Annotated in this window: 16 protein-coding genes and 1 riboswitch; of the genes, 5 read left to right on the top strand and 11 right to left on the bottom strand. The window is 36.2% G+C overall.

The genetic code is table 11. The features are described from left to right. Window positions 1-30: 30 nt before the first annotated feature. A protein-coding gene (locus tag BUA16_RS13980) for an IS3 family transposase (RefSeq protein WP_143150514.1) occupies window positions 31-1196 on the bottom strand; the annotation gives its coding sequence in 2 pieces (ribosomal slippage) (window positions 31-959 and window positions 959-1196; 1167 coding nt in all). Between the two features lie 145 nt (window positions 1197-1341). Here BUA16_RS13980 and BUA16_RS13990 point away from each other — a divergent pair. After that, window positions 1342-2190 (top strand): hypothetical protein, encoded by an 849-nt coding sequence (locus BUA16_RS13990; protein ID WP_143150515.1) that lies wholly within the window; start codon window positions 1342-1344, stop codon window positions 2188-2190. A gap of 53 nt (window positions 2191-2243) precedes the next feature. Here BUA16_RS13990 and BUA16_RS13995 read toward each other — a convergent pair whose 3' ends face one another. Next, on the bottom strand, window positions 2244-2867 hold the full coding sequence (locus BUA16_RS13995; RefSeq protein ID WP_072765383.1) for a site-specific integrase: 624 nt from the start codon (window positions 2865-2867) through the stop codon (window positions 2244-2246). Window positions 2868-3188: 321 nt separating this feature from the next. Then, window positions 3189-4298 carry a Fic family protein gene (locus BUA16_RS14000; RefSeq protein ID WP_072765384.1) on the bottom strand — a complete coding sequence of 370 codons (1110 nt, stop codon included), beginning with the start codon at window positions 4296-4298 and terminating at the stop codon, window positions 3189-3191. Between the two features lie 1020 nt (window positions 4299-5318). On the opposite strand from BUA16_RS14000, the gene BUA16_RS14005 reads away from it, so the two are divergent. Continuing rightward, a complete protein-coding gene (locus tag BUA16_RS14005; protein ID WP_072765385.1) occupies window positions 5319-6593 on the top strand; it encodes an alpha/beta hydrolase-fold protein in 1275 nt (424 codons plus the stop codon). Between the two features lie 1087 nt (window positions 6594-7680). Beyond that, the gene (locus BUA16_RS14010; RefSeq protein WP_072765386.1) at window positions 7681-8055 is read left to right on the top strand and encodes a GreA/GreB family elongation factor; all 375 of its coding nucleotides are present in this window, start codon (window positions 7681-7683) and stop codon (window positions 8053-8055) included. A gap of 220 nt (window positions 8056-8275) precedes the next feature. Here the strand turns inward: BUA16_RS14010 and BUA16_RS14015 are convergent, their stop codons facing one another. The 8 genes from BUA16_RS14015 to BUA16_RS14050 form a co-directional block, all read right to left on the bottom strand. Beyond that, window positions 8276-10849, bottom strand: coding sequence for a carboxylesterase family protein (locus BUA16_RS14015; RefSeq protein ID WP_072765387.1), 2574 nt, complete (start codon window positions 10847-10849; stop codon window positions 8276-8278). 341 nt (window positions 10850-11190) lie between these two features. Beyond that, window positions 11191-11772: a hypothetical protein gene (locus BUA16_RS14020; protein WP_072765388.1), complete on the bottom strand. Its 582-nt coding sequence runs from the start codon at window positions 11770-11772 to the stop codon at window positions 11191-11193. A gap of 118 nt (window positions 11773-11890) precedes the next feature. Next, entirely contained in the window at window positions 11891-12373 is a 483-nt protein-coding gene (locus tag BUA16_RS14025; protein WP_072765389.1) for a hypothetical protein, read from the bottom strand. Between the two features lie 1716 nt (window positions 12374-14089). Further along, window positions 14090-15406 (bottom strand): voltage-gated chloride channel family protein, encoded by a 1317-nt coding sequence (locus BUA16_RS14030; RefSeq protein ID WP_072765390.1) that lies wholly within the window; start codon window positions 15404-15406, stop codon window positions 14090-14092. A gap of 38 nt (window positions 15407-15444) precedes the next feature. Further along, window positions 15445-15509: riboswitch (Fluoride riboswitch) on the bottom strand. A 181-nt stretch (window positions 15510-15690) separates the two neighbouring features. Continuing rightward, window positions 15691-19089 (bottom strand): ATP-binding protein, encoded by a 3399-nt coding sequence (locus tag BUA16_RS14035; protein ID WP_072765391.1) that lies wholly within the window; start codon window positions 19087-19089, stop codon window positions 15691-15693. Continuing rightward, window positions 19073-19654: a DUF4194 domain-containing protein gene (locus tag BUA16_RS14040; RefSeq protein WP_072765392.1), complete on the bottom strand. Its 582-nt coding sequence runs from the start codon at window positions 19652-19654 to the stop codon at window positions 19073-19075. The genes BUA16_RS14035 and BUA16_RS14040 overlap by 17 nt, the downstream gene beginning before the upstream one ends. Further along, complete coding sequence (locus BUA16_RS14045; protein WP_143150518.1) at window positions 19651-21111, bottom strand: DUF3375 domain-containing protein; 1461 nt, start codon at window positions 21109-21111, stop codon at window positions 19651-19653. The genes BUA16_RS14040 and BUA16_RS14045 overlap by 4 nt, the downstream gene beginning before the upstream one ends. Window positions 21112-21286: 175 nt before the next feature. Next, on the bottom strand, window positions 21287-21589 hold the full coding sequence (locus BUA16_RS14050; protein WP_072765393.1) for a hypothetical protein: 303 nt from the start codon (window positions 21587-21589) through the stop codon (window positions 21287-21289). A 199-nt stretch (window positions 21590-21788) separates the two neighbouring features. Between BUA16_RS14050 and BUA16_RS14055 the strand changes: the two genes are divergently transcribed. Next, window positions 21789-22367: a PhnA domain-containing protein gene (locus tag BUA16_RS14055; RefSeq protein WP_072765394.1), complete on the top strand. Its 579-nt coding sequence runs from the start codon at window positions 21789-21791 to the stop codon at window positions 22365-22367. A 63-nt stretch (window positions 22368-22430) separates the two neighbouring features. Further along, entirely contained in the window at window positions 22431-23576 is a 1146-nt protein-coding gene (locus BUA16_RS14060) for an MFS transporter (RefSeq protein ID WP_072765395.1), read from the top strand. Window positions 23577-23788 lie beyond the last annotated feature (212 nt).

Here is a 23788-nt window from a genome sequence, read left to right on the forward strand (position 1 = left end):
TGGACTACCTAATAAATTTGGTACTATTTTTTATGCTACATTATGCATGTTTTTGATTTTTAGTTCGAATTCTTTTTCAGTCGGTGTTTTATAGTCCAAGGCAGAATGTATTCTAACATTATTATACCAATTAATGTAGTTTTCAATAATTTGGTAAGCTTGAAAATAGGTTTTAAAGTTGTGCCTATGGATACATTCATATTTTATGGTCTTAAAGAAACTTTCAGCTACGGCATTATCCCAACAGTTCCCTTTCCGGCTCATACTTTGAGTTGTTTTGCAACTTAAGCTTAACAGGCTTGTTATTTTATTTGAAGCATACTGGCTCCCTCGGTCGGAATGGAAAATATGATTATCCGATATTTCTCTTCTTTTTCTGGCTAAGATCCAAGCCTTGTATACTGTGTTTTCAGTGCTCATATCTTCACTTAAAACCCAAGATAACACCTTCCTATCTGCTAAATCCAAAATTGTTGTTAGGTAATTCCAATGGCTTCCAATTTTGATATAAGTGATATCAGATACCCATTTTTCACCTAGATAATCACTGGTAAAGTCTCTTGCCAATAGATTTGCTGCAACTGGGAACGAATGTTGTGAGTCAGTTGTAGTTCCCCTGAATTTTCTGCTTAAAATACTTTTTAATCCCATTTGTTTCATCAAATAAGCTATATAGGACCTACTATAAAACATTCCTTGTCTTTCCAATACTTTTTGGATTCTTAAACTGCCATATATCTGGTTACTGTCGTGATATATTTCTTGTATGCTTTGTTTTAAAATTTCTAGGCTGGAATTAGTGGTATTGGTGTTCCTCGTTCTTAGCCATGTATAGTAAGCATTTTTACTGACTCGCATGATTTTACACATCTTTTCAACAGGAAATTTGTCCTTATGATCCTTTATGAATCTATATCTCATCTGTCGCTCTTGGAAAAGATGCTCACCGCCTTTTTTAAAATATCACGCTCTAATTTTGTTTCCTTTAACTCTTTTTCTAGAGCCTTGATTCTTAGTGCCTCTTTGGTCTCCTCAATAGCTTGTGGGTTACCATTTGTGATTGCCATCCTTTTCCACCTGTTAATTGAGGCCTGGCTAACTCCATATTCTTCTGACAAGGACTTAACAGGCCGCCCTGCATTTACTAACTCTACAATAGTGGTTTTGAATTCCCGGTCGTAACTTCTTTTATCCATATTACAAATTTAAGTTTATCACATAAATCCGTACCAACTAAATTAGACATTCCAGTTAGGTATTATCAGAGAGTCAAATACGTCAAGAGCAATTGAGTTAAGAGGGTTGTTGCATGAGAGGTATAAGAAAGAATGTACCACAATATTGATTGGCTCTGATGCGGCTTGTGATTTTAGTATAAATGAGGGAATAAAAGAGCTTTCAGATTTAATTCTAAAAAGAGGTCAAAGAGTAGTACTAATAATTGTACAGGCACTAACAGCTGGCAAGGATTTAGGTATTCTTAAAGAAAAGGTGCGTTTCGGTATTGAACCTAGAGATAAACAGTTAGCCAATGGTGCTCAAGGTATTACTGGTCGTTTCTGTGGATATCATAATAACCGGAATTTCAAATTAATGGCAAGCATTGGTCTATTACAGCATTATGCACAATTTGAACAAGATTGGGAGATATTTGCAGATGAAGATTGGCGTAACAACTTGTTTAATCACAATGTGAAAGGATTAAGCACGCATACCAAGTTTGTAAAAACGCAAACAGAGGGATCATTTATACCAGTAAAGCATATAGATACCCTGTCATATGAACAACTGTTAACAGAGGAGGGACGCGATACGTTGTCATTTATAGATAATGATGCGTATCATCGATTGTTGGACTATTTTGAATCACACTTTTATGATGTTTCTACAAAGGGAACACGCTTTAAGCAGAAAGGTGTTACTGTACGTATTGCATCTGCTTATAATGCGACCAGTAATCGAGTGTATCGTAACTGGAATTGTACTTTAGAGAGTGATTTTGGAAACATCTTCTTTAAAAAGAACCCCTATCAGTATGGTATTTTAATAAGCAACTATCCAGTTGGTGATGAGCGTAACACTTTAGGTTTCACGGGAATTAAAATCATCCAGTCCGGTAAGAAGGAATGGCGCAACCAGGAAACCAGTGTGCAGAATAATTCTATGTATTGGAATAATGATGTTGCATAGTGTCCTTTGTCAGCAGGTTGATCTTTACCGAACAGTGGACTAATATCATCCAACTAAATACTAGCCCTATGCTCTCTTATTGGCAAGATAGAATTTTCGTTTAGTTTCTCCTTAGCCGCAAAAACATCCATAAGATTCTGCATGTCCTCCCCAATTTTCTTTTCCAATACCCTTGCGTAAATTTGGGTTGTGGTCAGTTTGGTATGCCCCAATAATTTTGAAACAGTTTCTATTGGCACTCCATTAGAAAGCGTTACGGTAGTGGCAAATGTATGGCGGGCATCATGGAAGGTTATATTCTTATGAATATTACATGCTTTGGTAATAACCTTTAAATAGCTATTCGTTTTTTGGTTACTAAGCACCGGGAGTAATTTACCGCCTGGATGATGCGCCATTTCATCCGAATATTTTTCAATGATAGCCCTCGCTTTGGGTAGTAGTGGAATCTTTACTATTTCGTTGGTCTTTGCCCTTTTAGTGAATAACCAATAATTTTCGTCATTGCCTAAAACCATTTGATTGGTCATTAGTTCTTTGATATCTATATAAGATAGGCCGGTATAACATGAAAATAGAAATATGTTACGCACCTTTTCATATCCTGCGCCTTTGAAGGTTGTATTTTCAATAAGCTCGAGTTCCCTTTCGGCTAGGTTGGCGTTGATATATGCCATCCCCACCTTTTCCTTGCTCCTGTCGGGCAATTACGGGCATCAAATCCTGCAATTCGATGACCAAAGAAAGATTGCTCACATTGAAGGAAGAAAGGCTATTATACAGGATTTAAACGGGGGTTTTGACGAACACCCAAACGTCTAAAAAGGATTTCAGAAATGGTCTAAAAAAGAAAGAAACACAAAGTAAATTGCGCCCTCTCCGATTTTTGTTTTACCCTAATCTGCCTGAACACTACAAAAACAGCACAGGATCCACGCGCAAAGTTCTTGGGTAAGATTTGGGGCTAATTTTTTATCAAAGTCATATTATAAACCATTTTAAAACACGCTTAAATTTATCTCATAATGCACTCCGCGTCCAGCCCCCATTGGGATTAAACATTGTTTTTCAACCAGTTCCTGTAAATCTCGGGTAGCAGTTGCCTTGGAAGTTTTGGCGATGGACATATATTTCTTAGCCGTCATTCCCCCTTTAAATCCTTCGATGCCATTGGCGAGCATTTTCATAATTACCTTTAATTGACGTTCATTTAATTTCAATTTAAATTTATCAAGAAATCTGGCCTTTTCCAGAGTAAACCTTATAAGGGTCTTGGCCTGTTTTTGGGCATTCAAAATAGCTTGAGAAAAATAACAGATCCACTCAGTAATATCCAATGTTCTTTGGGCTTGTTTAAGCGCATCGTAATAGGCCATTTTATCTTTCTCTATTGAGGTGGAGATACTCAAAATCAGCGGTCTCCCTAATGATTCCGAAAGACATTTTTCTGCTATGGCACGACCTATGCGACCATTTCCGTCTTCAAAAGGGTGTATAGATTCAAAGTACAAATGGGCAATAGCTGTTTTGATCAAGCTCTCTTTGATGTTCTTGGAGTCTACACTATATGCGTTGTACCAATTGACAAACTCAGCCATTTCTTTTTTAAGTATATCTGATGGGGGAGCTTCGTAATGAACAACCTCCCTACCAATACTACCCGAAATAATAACCATAGGATCCGTTCCAATTCTATACGTTCCTACTTTTATAGTACGAGCGTTTGAAAATAAAATCTGATGCCAGTTTATAATTAGGCTTTCTGATAACTTCGTTGCATAATTTTCACGAACTTCAACCATCAGTTCAGCAATACCTTTCGCCTTAATATCTCTGACGTTGGATGATATAGCATGAAACCCCAAACGGTTTTGGATGGAGGACATCACATCTTGCCGACTATGATACTCCCCCTCTATCTCCGAAGTTTTTATGGCTTCATTGATCATAAATTGAAGAATGGCTTCTTGTTGTTCTTCTTTGGTTAAACCATCAATCAAACCTTTAACTTCACCAGTTTCCATAGCAAATTCTAAAACGAGTTCATCAATTATTGATGCATCATATGTGAAATTAGGCCAGTTTTTATGTTGCCAATTGTATTGCATGAGCCAATTTAAAGTTGTTATCGGCTCAAATATAGCAAAAATATGAGCCGATTAATGTTATTAATCGGCTCATAAGGTATAATTCCATATTTTATCAGTAAATCTTTTGTTTCCCATTATCCCTTTTAAATGAGACGTATATGGTTTTTAGTTGATATCATTAAAAGTATTTTTGTACCCCATGTGTACCTCAAAGCGTGGGAACCCTAGTAAAATAAGGGCTCGTTACTTTCTGTATCGGCAAATAAAAAAGTTTAGGAATATTGGATTTAGAAGTGATTATTTAGGGATACGTCCCTATTGCTATCGGGGTTTTAGAAATGATTGTTTCTGTTTATCTGACTTTAAAGTTTAGAAAAACTTTAAATTTTATTTTTTCTTTCCTTATATCAGTAACAATTGTTGTAGCAATTTATATTATAATTCAAATATTAATTAAAGAAAAAATCGTTTGCTAATCGAGTGGTTGACAGAGTCCACCCCTCAAATGCCTACACATTCACGAATACCTTATTCTAAGAATAAAAATGCATGGCTACACCGCTGTACCCTTCGCCTTCTCTTAGGGCAGGCCAAGCGGGTCTCGCCCCCCTGAATAGATCGAGGTAAATATACAGCGGTTCAATAATGAAGCTTAACGTTTGTTGTATTCGATTAAACTAACATAACCTTTCCTCTTTAACCGTTTTACGGTGATTGTAGTACGCAGTATTGGGCTACTGCCCATCCCCCATTACTCATTGCTTTATTATTGTTATTCATAGGTATTCGTGAATGCTATGCATTTCTAGCACGACTACAGGCGAAGGCATTGGTCTTTAAATATTGATAAAATATCCTACAATTTGCTACCTTAAAATCCAAACCTCTCCAATACCAAGTCATCAGATTCTAAAGTTACGGCACGAAAAACTTTCCTTAATCAATTTAAACTAAGTTAGAAGTTGTTATTTTTAAGCGAAATGGAGTTGCTGCGCAAACTACCGTTGTATCCAATACCTAAACATAAGATGTAAATAGATGAATAAATTTTATATACAGATTGCTATTTTTACTCTTTTCAATACTGTTCTATTTGGACAAAATAATTTGAATAAAGTGGAAATTGGAAATAGATATCAATTCACATCTGAAATTTTGAGTGAGGAAAGAGAATTTCAAGTTTATTTACCTCCTACATATTACTTTAATGATAAAAATAATTATCCAGTTATTTATTTATTAGATGGGGATTATAATTTCCATTATGTTACAGGTTTGGTTGAACTAATGTCCAGTGTAAGTGGAAAGATTCCTGAATTTATTGTTGTTGGGATTGCTGATAAAGGAGCTTCAAAATACAGAAAGAATTGTACTCCTAATGACATAGAAGGAAGGAATGGAAATGCTGAAAATTATATAAGATTCATTGATAGTGAGTTAAAACCTCTAATAGAGGAGAAATTTAGAACAGCTGATTATAACATACTTATCGGGCAATCTATCGGTGGGTTATTTGTGACAAATTTTCATCTACAAAAGCCCGATTCTTTTAAAGCCTTTATTGCAATAGATCCAGCATTGTGGCTTGGTGAATACGAAATTGTCCATCGTGCAGATTCAATTTACAAGGAAAAAAAATCATTGTCGACGTCCTACTATATTTCCTCTTCCAACGCCCAAGGAATGGGGATAGATAAATATGAGGAAGTTCTGGAAACACATTTCACAGGTAGCAGAAATTGGAAGTATTTTAATCTTGAAGAAGAAAACCACAACTCTGTAGGTTTACCAACTATAAAAAAATCATTTGAGGATCTATTTAAAAATTGGAGTATTTCAGAAAGCCAATTCAAATCATTTAACAGTGCAAATGATGTGATTAACCATTACAAAGAATTGTCTAAAACGTATTCTTCCATCGTTTCAATTCATCCCTATTTTTTAGGTAATATTATCTATTATTATTTCAATCGCAATAAAAAAGAAGATTTACTAATTCTTGAAAATGGTATTAAAGAACATTTCCCAAGTTCACTAGAGGAATATTATCATCAACTTGCGTTTAATTATTTCGAAAATAAAGAGTATCAAAAAGCAATTGAAAATTATAAGAAAAGTATCACCTATAATTCTTCTTCCTTCAATGCATATGATGGTCTCTCTAAAGTTTATTTGGCATTAGGCGATTATGATAATGCACTTTTATCTAGTGAAAAATCCATTGAATTGGCTAAATCTAGTAACGCACGCCAATGGATGCTAAATCAATTAAACGCAAGTTTAGAGAATATACAAAAGGAAGCAAAAATGTAAAGCATTCAACAACGGTTATCGGAAATAGGCGGCACCGTTAGAATGTTAATAATTAACTTGATCAACAATTTAAACCTAAGCACACAAATCCGCGTCCCCTACTCGCCGACTTGCGTTAACCGGGACCGTTATCGGAAATATAAAAGGTAATCCTAGATACACAATAATTCACAAAAAAAAACGATTTACTTACTAGGCCTGAGACTAAATCTATAAAAATCTGGAATATAAAAAATTAAATTTCAGTTTTGTGAAATACCTTTTAACGAATAGTTCCAAAAATTACACTATGGCTTTAAATACAAAATTATTAGGAGTTTTCATTTTGTTGTCCATCTCTACTTTTGCTATATACTTTAGCCCCATGGAAAAATGGAACACTGAAAAACATAAAATTATAACTGAAAAATTAACCGCTTAAATTAATCGACGAAATTTAAAAGAATACTCTTGTTTTATAGGGGTCAAACCAACATTGGTAGATTATGGCAAAAATCTTGAAAATATAAACCGAATAGAAAACATAATAAAAAACATTTCCTAGTAACTAAGATGTGTATAAAATTTGCTTCTTTTAGCCTAATCCAAGTTTGTTGAAATTTTGCCAACTTCTGAAGTTCCATTGAAAATTTTTCCTTGACAAAATCGCAACATTTAATACACAAAAACGTTACGAATTCAAAAACATGACGCCTTGGGGTATACCTATAGAATAATTGTTTTTAATATACCTTAGTGGCTTTAACATTGTAGATATTCAATATAATGATTAACTTTGTAACACATTAATTTTAATGCAAATGGCAGCAGTTTACTTTCAAAATACTAAAAAAAATCCTTTAGGGTTAGCGCTGTCATTATCTTACTTACATGACGATATTTTTTTAAAAAATTCAAAAGAGTTTATTAATTAATCCCTGTTACGACTCAAAACAGGGCTACTCTTTATTATTCTCAAATTTTAATCTTATTTTCTTTTTACCACTGCTATTAGCACTCAAAAACAGGAGCATAATATACCGTGCCCTATTTTGAATGATTGAGTCACAACTACGTGTATTAAGAAGGACATTCAAAAAAAAATATTATGACAAAAAATGTAATTGTAACAACCGGAATATACGATATGATCAAAGAACATGTTCGAAGAAATAAAGTAACCAAACAAGAACAAGAGCTATTACTTTTAGAATTAAAAAACGCCAAACAAGTATTTAGGCGAGACTTACCAGATGATATTGTTACGGTAAACCGACGTGTAAAAATTAAAGATCATACTGAAAACAAAGAAAAAGAATATATGTTTGTGGCATCCACTAAAACAAACAATAAAAAAGGAAAATCATCTATTTTATGCGATGTTGCCGTTGCTACAGTTGGTAGACAGGTAGGCGATATAATAAATTGGCCTTTTAAGGATGGGGAAAGAAAACTAGAGATTTTAATGGTTGAAAATATTTAACCATCAAAAACGAGAAAAAGAGTCTTTGTTTTAATAACGCAAAAGCTCTTTTTTTTAGTTTGGATTGGGTCTGTAAAGAGGGTGTAATCTGAACTCTGTCTAAATGATTGTATATATTAACATTCAAACAGAGTTCAGATTACACCCTTTAGTACTGCAAATTAAACGCTGTCTGTTCTTTCAATTCTTTTAGACTCGGAAAAAATTGGCTTTTATTTTTTTATTTCCACTCAAAATCTCCATTTTCTATCGTCCAATCATTACCAAAAAATCCAGCATGTTTTACAGCATCGGTACCATGGCTTAACAAATCGCTATTAAATAGAACAACATCAGGGAAAGTAGTCCCATTTACTAAATAATGATTAGCATAAGCTGCTTTCATACCTTTATCTCCTGTTGCGGTAACTACACCGATAGTCGCCACATCACTATCCTTTCTAGGTACTGTAAAATACATTCCCCATTGGTTTCCCGATAGTGTTTTATCGCCAATACTCACTTCATTGTTTTTAACCTGAACTGGACTATCCTTCAACAGCATTTTCCAAGCGGAATTATTGTCTTTATTTCCATAAACGATAACATTTCTATCAGCGTATTTTTCCAAGGAAAAGTCTGTGTCTTTAATCATTTCAACATTTCCATTCGCACGATAATAAAATGTCTCAGCATCAAAAAGTGCTTTATGGTAATACCAATCGTTCTCTATAGTAGAACCTTTGGTCGCATAAACAAAAACCACATTGTTTCTAAAGGCATCTTTGAATCCACCATTTCTGTGGGGACCTTTTTCACTTAAGGATGGCATAGAGGTCGATACCCATTTTTCATTCTCCTTTTTAAAGAAATTTGTAAGGTTGGAAGACACTTTCAATGTATCTCCGTCTATAGTAATTTCATTTATGGTTTCGGTTAATTTTGAGAAATCGACTTCTAGTAGTGCAACGTTATTGGTGGTAATATTGAAACCATCTTCTTTAGAGAAATCAAAAGAACTGACCTCAAAAGGCTTTTCTTGTTGATGGATGGTCAAAAAATGAGATTTTGCAGATACACCTGGAGATCCTGTAAAAAATTCTAATTTCTTAACTGCTGAATCTTTTTGAATAGTACGCTGTTTAAAAAAGTCGAAAATTGGTTGCCAATCTACACTGTGGTTCCCATACCAGTGTGTACCATCAGGATACTCATAATAAGTAAAGTCATTATGGAATTTACCCAGACGTTGCCTCATTTCTCTTGCAATGGCAGTAGGAACCACATTATCTTTTTCCCCATGCAAAACATAGACACCACTTTGTAAATAATTACGTTCTAATTTTAAGGTTCTACTAGGTGTACCTGCTCTTTCAATAATATTTTGCAGAGGCGTATTAAGGGGTTCCAACTTCATACGCTCCACACTTTTTGTTGAAATTCCTCTTTCTTCTAATTGTTCCGATGTCATTTTTAATAATCTTCTCGAAAATCCATCTCTATAAGCCAATAAATCTGGGTACCCTGCACAAGGAGCAATTGCGGCAAATTTATCAGGATATGTAGCTCCTAAATACCAAGAACCGTGACCTCCCATAGAGTGCCCAGTCAAATAAATTTTGCTTTCATCGGGCTTGTAAATATTTTTTGCATCAGCCAATACTTCTAAAGCATCTAACCTGCCCCAATCTTCCCAAGCAAATCCGAACGGACGGCGGTTGGTAGGTGCAACCAAAGTACCCCAATCTTTCTGAGCATAAGCATTGGCTTGGTTTACAGCTTCAACTGAAGCGCCATGTACCGATAAAAACAACGCTTGTGACTCTTCTTTAGTTGTTGATGGTGCCACACTATAATATTGCACACTTCCATCTATATCGCTTATAAATGTTTTTTTATGATGTTTGTATTTTGATTTTACCTCTAAGGTTACTGTTTGATTATTAAAAGTGATTCCTTTGCTGTTTTTTAAATTTAACTGTAAATCAATACTCTCTTTTGAAGCATCCACTGAATTCGAAGTAAAAGAAAAAGGAACTTTTTGTACTGATAAAGGTGGAATATTGGCAATAATCGTATTTGTCTTATTGTCTGTTATTTTTGCTTCAATAATTGCTTTTTTTATCCAGTTTTCAGTTGCATTTACCACTCTAACGGCTCCTTTGTATTCTTTGCTTTCTTCTTGTTGAATATTGGGCATGGTCATATCCCTTGTTGTAAATTGGACTCCAGTAGAAGGCGTAATCAATCTTGCTCTGATTCGCGGAAAACGCCCCACCTTTAACACAAAAATGTTCTCTCCTTTTTTCAATTTTATAGGAATAAGGCTGTAGCCAAAGTCGTAGTGATCTCCTTCGTGAGGGAAACCGTTGATCAAAGCAATAGAATGTCCTGACGCTTCAAAAAGCACAACCTGTTCTGAATTGGACTTATAAGATAGATATACATAGGCTGACCTTAAATTACTGCCAGAAAAACTGCTCGTACTATCAATTTTTATGAATTTCCATTGCATAGGATTTCCTAAATAATCAATATCAAAAGTTAATTCTTTGGCTGCTCTATATTGATTATCAGTCAGGAATCGATTAAATACTGGGTCGTTAGGAAAGGAAGAGGATTCAAAGCCAATATTCTGCATTTTTAATGCCAATGCAGTTTTAAAAACGTGCAACACATCACCTTCGCTAACTTCATTAATTTTTTCTTTACCGAAGTATTCAACGATGTTTCCCGTTTTTTGAGCATTCATGGTATTGGTTGAAACACCTAAGAGGAATACAATTACAAAGAATAATTTAAAATTGTTACACATCGTTTATAGAATTTTATAGTAATTTATCTCCAATGATAACCATTACAGTCCTGATTTTATAATATTTTTAGACCAAGGGCAATTCTGCATCGCTAAAGGTAAGGAAGGATGATAAAGACTTATTTGGTTTGATTGTACAAGCATAAAAGAGAAAAAATAAATCAAAAGAAATGCGCCGATTTTAAAAAAAATCCCGGGGTCCGTAAATTAAACGCTGTCCGATCTTTCAATTCTTATGGGCTCGGAAAAATTAGCTTTTTTTCTCTAGGTAGTATTCCATTTGGACAATGACCAAACACTCATAGGAAGGAAGTACTTTATACCAAATTTTAATTCAGCTGTTAAACATATACTTTTTCGGTGTAATACATTATATTATCAGCGATATCTTTGTTGATGGCTTTTAAATCCATTTCTTTATAGTATTTGTCAGAAACATGGATTTTATGCCATAATTCATAAACAGAAGCTACGTCCTCGGAAACCAATAAATGTTCTAATTGGGCCTTTTTGAAATCTTGTAATTGGCGGTAATCAAAAACCCTTTTTTGAATCAATCTCCCTTTAAATATTTCTAGAAATTCAAAAATGGCTTCCTCTGTCTCTATTCCAAAATCTCCCTTAAAATCATCTATCCTAATTAGTCCCGAAAACCAATCCATTTTTTTATTCTTTGGAAAGACATCTTGGAGCACGGACCTCATTTTTAATTCGCCACTAGCCATTACCTTTAGTTTTTTTATTAGGAGCTGATCTTCTATAATTTCGTATTCTGCGAGATATCCTTTCCAAAGAGCAGAACTGATTACTTCAAATTCCGGTATTTTCTCAGGAAACTCTATAAAGTACTTTTCCAACAAATCTTCATTTATGGAATATACTGAACCATTATATTTTAATTTATCTGCAACTTGGTGGGTCATTTTTTATTTTATTTAAAAAAGGGATTGTTAAAACTGGTCGAATTCCCACTATAAATATTTTCGTGTTCACCAATAAGTTTTTTAGAAACGGGCGAAATGACAAATTAAGAACTAATTATTACCCGCTTTTCCCAGCCTTCCTAAACCACCCCTTTGGGGAAATTAAAACATTCTTTTTATTCATATCCCCAATTCTTAGCATCAGTACTTGGCTAGTATCACCATTCAAATGGAAGGTTAAAAATAAATGAGGATTTAAATTTAATTTTGGTTGTTCGCCTGTAAAATCCGATTTAACCATTGTAGGTTTTACACCGCGCCTCCAATTTCCTGATACATTAATATTATTTTGAGAAGAATCAAGTAGTACAATTTCTGCCGTGAAGTTTTCGTTTAATCTTATTTTTTTAATGAGTTCCCGGTTCGGATTTATTACACCTTCTTGATTAGTCGTTTGAATCCATTCTCCAACCAATTCAGAATTATGAAAAGTAAATCGTTCCCCATCATATGTAACAAAATCTTCCGTTTCAAAACAAAATCCAAAGATCCCTAAAATAAACATTGCTACCAATATGACTAAATAGTATGTTTTTTTCATATTTATTTATTTGTAAAAAGGTATGTTTAAATCCTAATAAAGAGGGGTTGCCTTCTCCCGATTTTGTCTCCTTTCCTATTTTTTTGATCCACTAATATCGTAAATTTTATACACCTATGTAAGTTTTTAGCTATAATTATTGAAATAATAACTTTACCATTTACTTACTAAACAGCTGTTTAGTCCCCTTTAATGGAAGAACTTAAGGTTTCAGAGGCTTAGGAGTATAATATTTTACTTACACAACTTTAATGTTTTCCTCCATTGCGGCACTTCCCTACAACTTTGCTAAACTTTATAAGGATTGTAATGAAGAGGTAGGAAAAATAGCTTTGTAACATTAACACAATCGTTCCTAAAGTATACTGTAAAAAACTAGTATTGTAATTTACTTGTCGCCCATTTTCATAGGGACTGATCTCCAATATTCTGACTAACGTCAAATTCACTATAATTTTCCTACACCTTAAATTTAAGTCGTTAGCTCAAGAAATTAACGGGTTTTTCTTGTGAGGGGAATGTTTCCTAACGGCACAAAAGTATTTCATCCCAATTCCGGATATGGGGTTTACTTTGTAAGGACGCTATATTGGCCCCATAATCCATTTATTTGAGAAAAAAGGAAAACTTTCGTATTAACTATTCTCAGTTTTTCCCTGTTAGGACATGATAATACTTGTCAAGAAACATTATCCAAATTCTGAGTGTTCACAACCTGCCATTTTAGTAGAAATAAGCCAAAGATCTAAAAATGAAAGGTCTTCAATAAAACTTGGTATAACAAAAAACTATCAAATCAATCTTACGTTTTTGGTTAATACCCTACTCTTCCTTATGATCAGTTATAAAATCGGAAAACTAGCGTAGAAAAAAACTACTTTTTATGAATCTCAGAGCACAAAAATGAAAGTATTATTTCAGCTATAACTTTTACATTTTCCTTTGTTACAATACCTCCCTATTTTATGGTTATTTCATTCATTATCATAATTTTGGAATTGTTAAAAAAAACAAAATAGCGTCTCCTATTTAGTGCTATTTCTATATAGTAATTTCTAATTAGAAACTTGCTCTAACATACGAGAGCCAACCAACAACCTTTAATAAAAAATACAAATTTTAAATGATCGAAATATTTATAGGATGGATTTTATGCAGCTTTGCCATAGGGTATTTGGGGACTACCAAAAAAATAGGTTTCGTTTTGGCCTTGATTTTATCCTTACTATTAAGTCCGATAGTGGGATTAATAATCGTGCTTTTATCCAAGAAAAAAAGCAGGTATCCATTTGAAAAGAATAGCAGAATTAAATCTTAAAACTGCCCATTATCTTTTTTTAAAGTTAATGGTAATAAGATGAGAAAAGTGTCCGCTTTATTCCGGAACGACTGCCCGGTTTCGATGGAGTATACAAAATATAAATTATCAAGGATGGTTTAATTTTTAGAACCTAATTGAAAGCGAGTTGCAGTTTTAGAAGCATCCCTAAACAGGAATATTAATCCTTCTATTTATTTTAGGTATCCCTTTAAAAATTATGACACTCTAGCAATGGCTATTGAGTTTTTTTGCGTTAGGGATGGCGGCGGCATCCCCGCAGCAAAGCAAGGGATATAGCCAAGAGCCCGACCGACGAAGGAGGGAACGCCCAAATTAAAACCCTGCAAACGATGCTCATCCAGGAAAGTCAACTATAGCTAGTTGCAAATAATCGGCTAGGTTTTTTTAGGCTTATGATTCCTTTTCTCCTCTACATCTGACAATCGCAACCCCTTATCCCTTATAAAAAAAGGGTGTTTTGGACTTCCGATGACCTGAGATGCATACACCCCGGAATGCCCCGAAAACAAATATGCGGCACTACAGGCCAAGGCAATAAAAACTCCGGCTTCGATTCCAAATAATTCAATGCCCATAATGGTACAGGCAATAGGAGTATTGGTGGCCCCGGCAAAAACAGCCACAAAACCCATGCCTGCTAATAGACTCATGGGCAAGGGGATAAACCATATAAGCACGTTTCCTAAGGTTGCCCCGATAAAAAACAATGGGGTAACCTCTCCCCCTTTAAAACCAGCCCCCAAGGTAAAGGAGGTGAAAAGGACCTTTAGCAAAAAATCGTAGGAGTTGAGATTAATAGAAAAGGCATCGACAATGGTAGGAATACCAAGTCCAATATATTTTGTGGTGCCCATAAAATAAATGGCAAATGCCAAGATGCCCCCTCCTATAACAGGGCGTAAAGGGGGGTATTTTATCTGTTTCTGAAAAAGGTTGCTCCAAAAATGGGTCGATTTTGAGAATACCATGGCTACCAGACCAAAAATTATACCTGCTAACAATGCCCAAAGAAGATTCACAGGAGTCATTTGGGCTACCTCGGTAATATAATAATGGGTGTGGGAAACATTCCAGATATGACAGAAATAATCAGCAAAAACGGCGGCTAAAAAACTCGGGAGAATGGCATCTAATCTAATCCGCCCCAAAACCAATACTTCTAAGGCAAAAATACCACCGGCCAAAGGAGTTCCAAACACCGAAGCGAAACCAGCACTGATACCGGCAATTAAAACAATTTTCCGGTCTCTCCTCGATAGCTTAAATATCTTTGTGAATTGATCGGCAATGGCCCCTCCTATCTGTACGGCCGTCCCCTCCCGTCCTGCAGAACCTCCGAACAAATGCGTGGCAATGGTTCCAAATAAAACCAAAGGTGCCATTCTAAAAGGGATGATCTTTTTGGGATGATGAAATTCTTCCAATAATAAATTATTGCCTTTGACGATGCTATTGCCGTATAAATGATACGATAACCCTATTATGAATCCCCCTAGCGGCAACAAGGCTATTACCCATAGATGGGATTCTCGCCAATTGGTTGCCCACTCGAGACTTAAAAGAAAAAATGCAGAAATACTACCGGCACAAAACCCGATAAGACCACAGATTAAGAGCCATTTTAAAAGATATAGAAAAGCTGGAATTTGCTCAACTGACGTAAGAAGGTGTCTATATTTATTAATTTTCATTTTTCCTTATATGAATGAATCTATCATGGCATAGGCCATTAAAAGTAGAAGTCATTAGCTCCATTAGGAACGGTTTAAGGCAGACATCATTGCCAATTGTAGCCCAAATATAAGGAAAAATTAAAATTAGCGCTCTCTTTTGGCAGCGAAGGTTTTATAACATACACTAGAAATAGCGCCAGAATCCTAATTTTTTTTTAAATAATATAGCCTTCCTTGACAAAAACACCAGGAAGGCTATATCTTTTCTATACACCGTTTCTTACCCGGTACTCGCTCGGCCATTAGTCTACTAAAAGGGCTTTCTGTTCCCTAAATTGTTCTATAGGCATATTATAGAGCCAAGAGTATTTATCTTCCTTTCTTTCGACATAATGCACAAATGAAATATCGTTTTCTACAATATGAATATTATCACTTGGGGTCACTACCAACAATTGTAAATGTAATTGTTTGCAAAGATTTATTAAATAGCGTGATTTATCCTCGTCCTGGGCCTTAAAGGCCTCGTCTATAGCGATAAACCTAAATGAATTAGGCTGTAATCCTTCTTTGGTAAGCCCAAACTGGTAGGCAATAGCCGACCCTAATATAGTATAGGTAAGTTGGGCTTTTTCACCACCACTTAGTTGTCCCATACTTTCATAAGTCTTGGCTTTTTCGCCCGTTTCCTTATAAAACTCCTCGGCCTTATAGCTAAACCAGGAACGGACATCGGTTACTTTTTTTCGCCATTCTTCAACGCTTAACTTCTCTATCAGAGGCTCTATATGGTTAAAGAAGTGGTTTTTTCGTCCGTCTACGGAAGCTTCTATCTCACGGGTATTTGGAATAGCAGCATTTAATAATGACCTAAACACCTTAACATCCTCACTGATCTTGTGAGGTACGACCATCTGAATATAGGTAGCAGGATTGCTTTTAAAATTGATTCCCCTTAAGGAATCGTTCAGGTGCTGTATACTGCTCTTTATCTCATCGGACCAGCCTTCAAAAAACATTCGGAAATCGCCAATCTTATTGGTAATGGTCTCTTGGAGATATTGGTCGAACTTGCGCTCGAACTTTGGCAAATTATCATCTACCAATTGTTTTAAATATATCTGATACTCCCTTACAAACTCAAGGTTGCTAGCATCTGGCAATTCACTGACATCGGAACGCCAGTCTTTGAATTTTTCGGTAATTTCCTCCGACGGCCTTTTAAAGGCATTGATTTTTAACCTTAAATTATACTCTTTGCTAGTTTTCTCTTGTTCTAGTTTATTAATGGCTTCGGAAGTGTTCTTTTGAAAACGGACCTCGACCTTTTTAATATCGTCCAAAGTCACTTCACAAAGTTCAGGATATTGATTTTCAAAATCGTGGGTGTTTACCTCCCCAAGGTGATTGATAATCTGAAAACTTCCTTTTCTTTCCTTGTCAATTTCCTCAATTTTCGCCTCTTGCTTAAATCGGGCTCTATTATTGGTTTCTATTTCTGATTCGGAAATCACTTTTAATTTTTGTTGCACCTCATCTAACTGCCTTTGCAGCTCCTTTACCTTATCATTCGCCTTTTCCAAAGCCAATTTCTGATCTTCTTTTTCCTGAATGCTAACAGCCAAGGCTTGCCAATGGATATCCTCATAATCGGTAAATACATCCAAAAGTTTTATATACGAATCCCGACGCTGCTTCAACCCGTTTAATTCCAGAGAAAGCCTTTCAATTTCCTTGTTGATGGTTATTTCCTTTTCTTGTAAGATCTTGATATCGGCCAGCAGGTGTTTTATTTTTTCCTTATTGTCCCAGCCCAACACAAAATTTGCTCTTCTCGAAATATGAATCCTATCGTCCTTTTCGTGTTTTCCCTTGGCAAACTTAATTAGTCCCTCAGGGGTAATAGCCTTTTCTTCAAAGGTTTCAAATACCTCTAAATTTTCTACACAGGCATAATTGTACTGCTTGGAAATAATATCGGCAAGCCATTCCGAATACTGGCTATCGGCTTTAAATTCTAGTTTATGAATAAGTTCATTAGACGCTTCTTTCCCCTGATCCAAAGATGCTAGAGAAGTAAAGCCCCTATAGCGCTGGTAGGTTATTCTTCCTTTTAGATCGGTTTTGTTAACATAGGCATTTACACGGGAATAATATTTTTCGGGTACTATGAGCCGTAGCGCAAAATTGTGCAATAACTTCTCCGTAGCATGTTCCCATATACTTTCTTCTTCCTTTACTTTAATCAGCTCTCCAATAAAGGGAAGTTCATCTTTGGAAGCACCGATATGAGCTAGAATTTCGTCTCTAATTTCTGCTACCCTACCCGATATGTTATTATTGTTTTTCCGAAGTTCCTCAATGGTAGTATTAGCTGCAGTAATTTTTTCTTTTACCAAGTCTACCCCATTCTTGGCCAGTCTTAGTTTTTCACTACTCTCAAGCTCTTCTTTTTCTAAAGTTTCCTTCCCTACATTAGCCTTGTCTCGGTTGTCCTTATAACTTTCCGGTCCTGGGTCTAGGTTGAGCCCTAAAGATGCTACCAATTCGTTATAGAGGGAAAGCTTGCGCTTTTTCTGATCCCTCGTAAAGATTAATTTTTCTATTTCTGTTTTTAGCTGTTCTATTTGATTCCCAACCTGGTCCGACTTTATTTGAACCATTAGATTGGTTTCCCGAATTTTAAGCTCGGCTTCCTGTCTTTTCAACCCCTGTAAAGCCTCTTCAAGCGCCTTTAAATTTTCCTGGCACTTTTCTAGGGCTATTTCGGATAGGTCTACATTTTTTTTCGCAAACCAATACACCCCCACTTCCTTCTCGTGCTGCAATTTCTTTAAGGAAGTTTGGATGCTTTGCAAGTCTGTGGCAAACTGATCTATCGGCTGTAGTTGGGCTATTTGTTCCCTTGCCTTTTCTATATTGACTTTAGCATCCATAAGGGTTAAAAAACTCTCCTTTAGATGCATAAACCGCGATTCGGCATCGAGCTCTTCCAACATATTCGTTCTGATAAATTCATCAAGATCTTCTAGAACTTTCACGCCAACTACCTGGTTAAAAAGACTTAAAGCCTTTACGGAGCGCATCCCAAAAAGATCGGCTATCCTTTGGGCATAAGTAGTAGGACCTTCAAAAAATTCTACTATTTTTCGTGGCTTATTGGTATTATAAATTTTTTCTAATCGTCTTTTCCATGCAAATTTATCATCAAATTCGGCAAAATCTACCGCGATTTCCAAAGGCGCATGCGCCATTCCATAAGCTCTTTTTAAGTTACCGTTAGAAAACCAACGAAGCTGAAATATGGTAATATGTTTGTCCTCTGTATTAGAAAAAGAAGCTAGAATAATAGAATAGGCAGAATTTTTATCCCGTAGCATTTGTAGCGTACTACTTAATTCCCCTTCCTTTTGTATACTCCCGTAATTACCACATACATAGGTTTCTTCGGTACGGTCTCCTTTTTTATCTACCCCAGAAGACTGGTTGTAGAACCTATCTTTCTTGGCAGGTACCATGAGGGTAAGCAAGGCATCTATAAAAGTACTTTTCCCCGAAGCGTTGGCTCCGGTTAAGAGCGAATTGTTTCCTTTAGGGTGAATTCTGAAAATTCTATCGTGAAAAGTTCCCCAGTTTAAAACTTCCATATATTGAAGCCTAAAACCAGCTGTATTGGAATTGGTACTAAACAGACTCAACATAATGCTGTAATTTATTTTTAAATTCTTTTAAAACGTCTAGCGTTACTTTCTCTTTTATGATTCTATGGATCTTATAAATGACTTCGCTATCGGTTTTGCTCACTTCCTTCAAGTATCCCAATTCCACTATTTTATTGATATAGCCATCGAGTTCCTTTTGGAATTTTAATTCGTTATAGCCCGCTTCTAGGAACAATTCCAATTCTTCCTTGATGTTAGACCTGCTTATATACTTTTCGTTTACATCAAATTGTGCTGGGTTGCTATCAAATTCTTCCAGACTTTGCCGCAACACTACCAGTATAATGGTGATTTCATACCCTACTTGGCGCCTAGATATCAATCCAAGGGTATTTCCATCACTATCTTCAAACTGCCTTAAATAAGCAAAACCATCATCTTTTTTCACCATTAATTCCAACCCCATTAGGCTTACATATTCCTGAATTTCCGTTTGGTAATTAATGACCGTTTCCCACAAACTAGCACTACTCTCTATTGGGGCCTTAAGCAATTTTACAATTGCCTTGGAATACGGTTTTATATTTTTTTCTAAACTGCTCATTTAGTGAGTATTATTTCGGGTATTTGTATTGATTTCTCCTCTGCGTTATTAAAATTGATACGTTGCATTTTTTCCGAACTTATGACGTGCTTGTGCTCTTTGGCTATCCCCAAATATCCAAACAGCTCTGGCAGCCCCTTTTCTAATCCGCCATAATCTTCAATGACATCTTTCAGGGTTACTTGCGATTTTTGAGCTAATGCCATAGTAATCCGTTCGCGAAGTAATTTCTTATCTACACTCACTTGGGAAAACAATTTATCGAGGCTATTAGAGTTAAGGAAATGTTCATCGGCCAATTTAGGTGCCGCCTTATAAGTGCCCGCTTCTTCTTTGTCAAAGGTTAGTTTTCTTTCGAAAGGCATGGCTATTTCCATAGCTGTTTCTAATTCAAAAGAAAGGTCGGGTCTTACTCCGGTATTTCTGATCTCGAGCAAAGACTTTTTTATGTCCTGTATAATATGTTTGGTAGAGGCGGTTTTGGAAGATTGGTTTTCCCTGATGATGCGACTCAGTTTTTCGGCCATTTTATCGTTGGCCTCATATACCTTTTGCCCAGATCTGTGTAAATGTTTTTTCATTCCCCTTAGAAAGAAATCGCCAATTGCGATATTCTTCTCTTCTAAACGGGTGTATAATTCATCGATGAGTTCATCCCATTCCAGTTGCAGTTCCGGATGGAGTAGAAAAGACCAAAAGGCATAAAAGCTCTTGCCCTGCGAACTTTCCTTTAGTTCATCCAAAGCTCCAAAGGCGTACTCCAGAATATCGCCTTTTGGGAGATTGTTTTCGGCATGTTTTCGGTAGATGGCTTTTGTTATTTCCTTAAAATTATCTTCTACTTCCTTAAAATCGGAAAGCAATTCCTTGGCCAAATAATTAATATGGTTGAACCGCGGAATAATCTCATACTCTTCATATGTCTTTATATCCTCTCCCGATTTGATGCGTTCTATCTGTTCCTCAATGTCGCGCTTTTTAGCTTCCAATAACCGAATGCGGCTATCGGCATCATCATTGGTAAATTCAACCAACTCCTTGATCTGGTTAAAGATGATTTTGAATTTAGATTCCGTCCCAACATAAGCTTCCTTTTGAAGGGCAGACAACCAATCTATAGTCTTTCTAGAATGCGACGAAAGTTCGTAATATATATCGCCCTTTTCGTTTTGATAGTTGGTTAAAAAACCCCTATTGGTCCATTGTTGAACATATCGTTTAGCCTTATCATCATAGGATTGTACCTCTTCTTGTTCATCTTCTTCATCGCTTTCAATCTGGTGAAATTCCAAATAGTCAGCCAATTTAGAGTGTATGCGGTCGGCCGTAATGGCTTCCGGATGGTCTGTGAACATACTCAACAGAAATACGATGACCACCTCCCTGTTTTTGAGTTTGAGCAACTCGGTACTAGGTGAGTTCTGTAAAATATCAGATATAACGGCACTATCAATCATGCATAGGTGTATTATTCGCGGCAAAAATGCGAGGTTCAAATCACAAATCAAATCATCTGCACCAAAAATTATACCCCTTGTTTTTCCTTAATCTGGGACTTATTCACGGACCACTTGAAATTCAATTCATTACGTCATAAAGCTCTCAGGAAATTGTTTACTCACTTAGTTTCGCTTATTTATCCAATTCTTGAAAGACAACTTTAGCGGCTGCAATCTTTTCATTTTCCTCTTTGGCTTTTTGCAAGGTTTCCTCCGTGACAATGTGCCAATACACCCATTTATCCCCAAATACGGAATAACAGATTTCTGCCCTGATCCATGAAGTTCTGGGTTGGTTTACCAATCGAACACCATTTTCTAAGACCGCCAAGGTTTTAGTAAGGCGTACCACTTCCGAAAAAGAAAATCTTAGAAAATCGGCAAATCCATCTTGCCTAACATTGTAAACCTTGTCTCCAATTTTTAACGCTTCCATTGTAAAAAAGGACTAAAAGTAATGCTAGATGGAGTTTAAATCTTCCATAAAACCTAGAACTTATAAACATTGTTCAGATTCCATTAATACTGAAGAAATTATAAGTATCCGTTTAAAAATTCTAATGCTTACATTTTACTTTCAATATGGCCACCATTCATACAATTCGTGTATTTTTGCCACTTAAAACAGAAATACTATGAGCTTAGAAAGAGAATTAGGAAAACGTAGCAATCATCAATGTGAACTATGTACCAGTTCCGAAAAATTAAGTGTTTTAGAAGTACTCCCTACTAAAACTGGCGGCGTAGATGAAAGCTTGCTAGTTTGTGAAACTTGCAAAGACCAATATGAAAACCCAGAGCATACAGACCCCAATCATTGGCGTTGCTTAAACGATAGTATGTGGAGCGAGCATACTCCCGTGAAGGTCATTGCATGGAGAATGTTGAGCAGACTTAGAAATGAAGGATGGCCTCAAGATTTGTTGGATATGTTTTATTTGGAAGAAGAAGATTTGGAATGGGCTAAAGCCACAGGTGAAGGAGCTCCTGCCGAAGATCAAATAATTCATAGAGATAGTAACGGAGTTGTTCTCGCTGCTGGTGACAACGTCGTTCTGATAAAAGACTTACCAGTGAAAGGATCTAGTATGGTTGCCAAAAGAGGAACTGCCGTTAGAAGAATTTCTTTGGACCATGAAAATGCAGAATATATCGAAGGAAAAGTCGATGGTCAGCAAATCGTGATCATTACTAAATACGTTAAGAAAATATAAATAGGTCGGTTCATCGCCAATTTTATTTCTTACAACCTCAAAGGTCCCATTTTTTTTAAGTTTATGGAATTAAAAGTTAGGCAACGGTTTGCTTTAAGCACCTATTTCTTTTTATCTGGATTTTGTTTTTCTACTTGGGCAGCACGTATCCCAACGATAAAAACTTTTTTTGATTTAAATGAAGCTCAATTGGGCAATATTTTACTGACCCTGCCTATTTGTTCCATGATCGGGCTGCCATTCTCCGGATGGCTGGTAGCCCGATACAACAGTAGGATGCCACTTTTAATTTCATTTTTGCTGTTCGCAATTTCCCTGATTTTTATAGGGTATGCCAAGAGCACGGTTGCCTTAATAGCCGCTATTGGATCTTTTGCCTTCTGTATGCGTATCCTAAACATATCGATGAATACCCAAGCCATTACCCTGCAGAAGCAATATGATAAAAAGATAAATGGGGCCTTTCATGGCATCTGGAGCACCGGTGGGATCGCAGGTGTCAGTTTCTCTACCCTCACCTTAAAAATGGATATTCCCATGGCACAGCATTTATTAATGGTAGCCATAATAACCATCGTGGTTTCCTTGCTGGCCTTTAAATTTCTATTGACCAATGACAAAGCGCCATCCGGAAATAAGCTAATTCTTGGTAAACCAGATCCTTTTGTGTTTTACTTGGGGCTATTGGTCTTCTTTGCTGCCATATGCGAGGGCGGAATGTACGATTGGAGCGGCGTATACTTTAAGGAAATAATCAAGGAAGATGTGTTTACCCTGGGATATCTTATTTTCATGTTCTTTATGGCCTTATCCCGATTTTTATCGGATTATCTTATCGACGCTATCGGTATGGCCAAGACCTATATGGCCAGTGGTATTTTAATTTCAATAGGCATAGCTATCGCCATTGGTTTCCCCTATTTTTGGCCGGCCATGTTTGGCTTTTGTCTCATCGGGTTTGGTGCCGCCTCCGTATTCCCTATGACCTTTACGTTGGCGGGTACCTCAAAAAAATATTCTCCAGGAATGGCTATATCTATTATCGCCACCTACGGAATTCTTGGCATGTTTATCGGTCCCCCCCTAATTGGTTATCTGGCCCATGCCTTTAACCTACAAACTTCCTTTATTATTTTTATATTTTCGGGACTGATGTTAATACCGGTGTCTAAACTCTTTTTTATTCATCAAAAATCCCTCGAAAATTAATTTCCCTGAGTACTATATTTGGAAGTAAATGCGATGTAGCAATTAAATAAAGTGCTTCTATATCCCTATAGGTTTTAGGGCAATGACTTGGGCGTTCCCTCCTTCGTCGGGCGGGCTCTCCGCTATATCCCTTGCCTTGCTGCGGGGATGCCGCTGCGATCCCTAACGCAAAAAAATAGGAGAATAAATAAGGCATAAGTTTAGGGGCGTCG

The organism is Arenibacter nanhaiticus (assembly GCF_900141935.1).
Taxonomy (GTDB): domain Bacteria; phylum Bacteroidota; class Bacteroidia; order Flavobacteriales; family Flavobacteriaceae; genus Arenibacter; species Arenibacter nanhaiticus.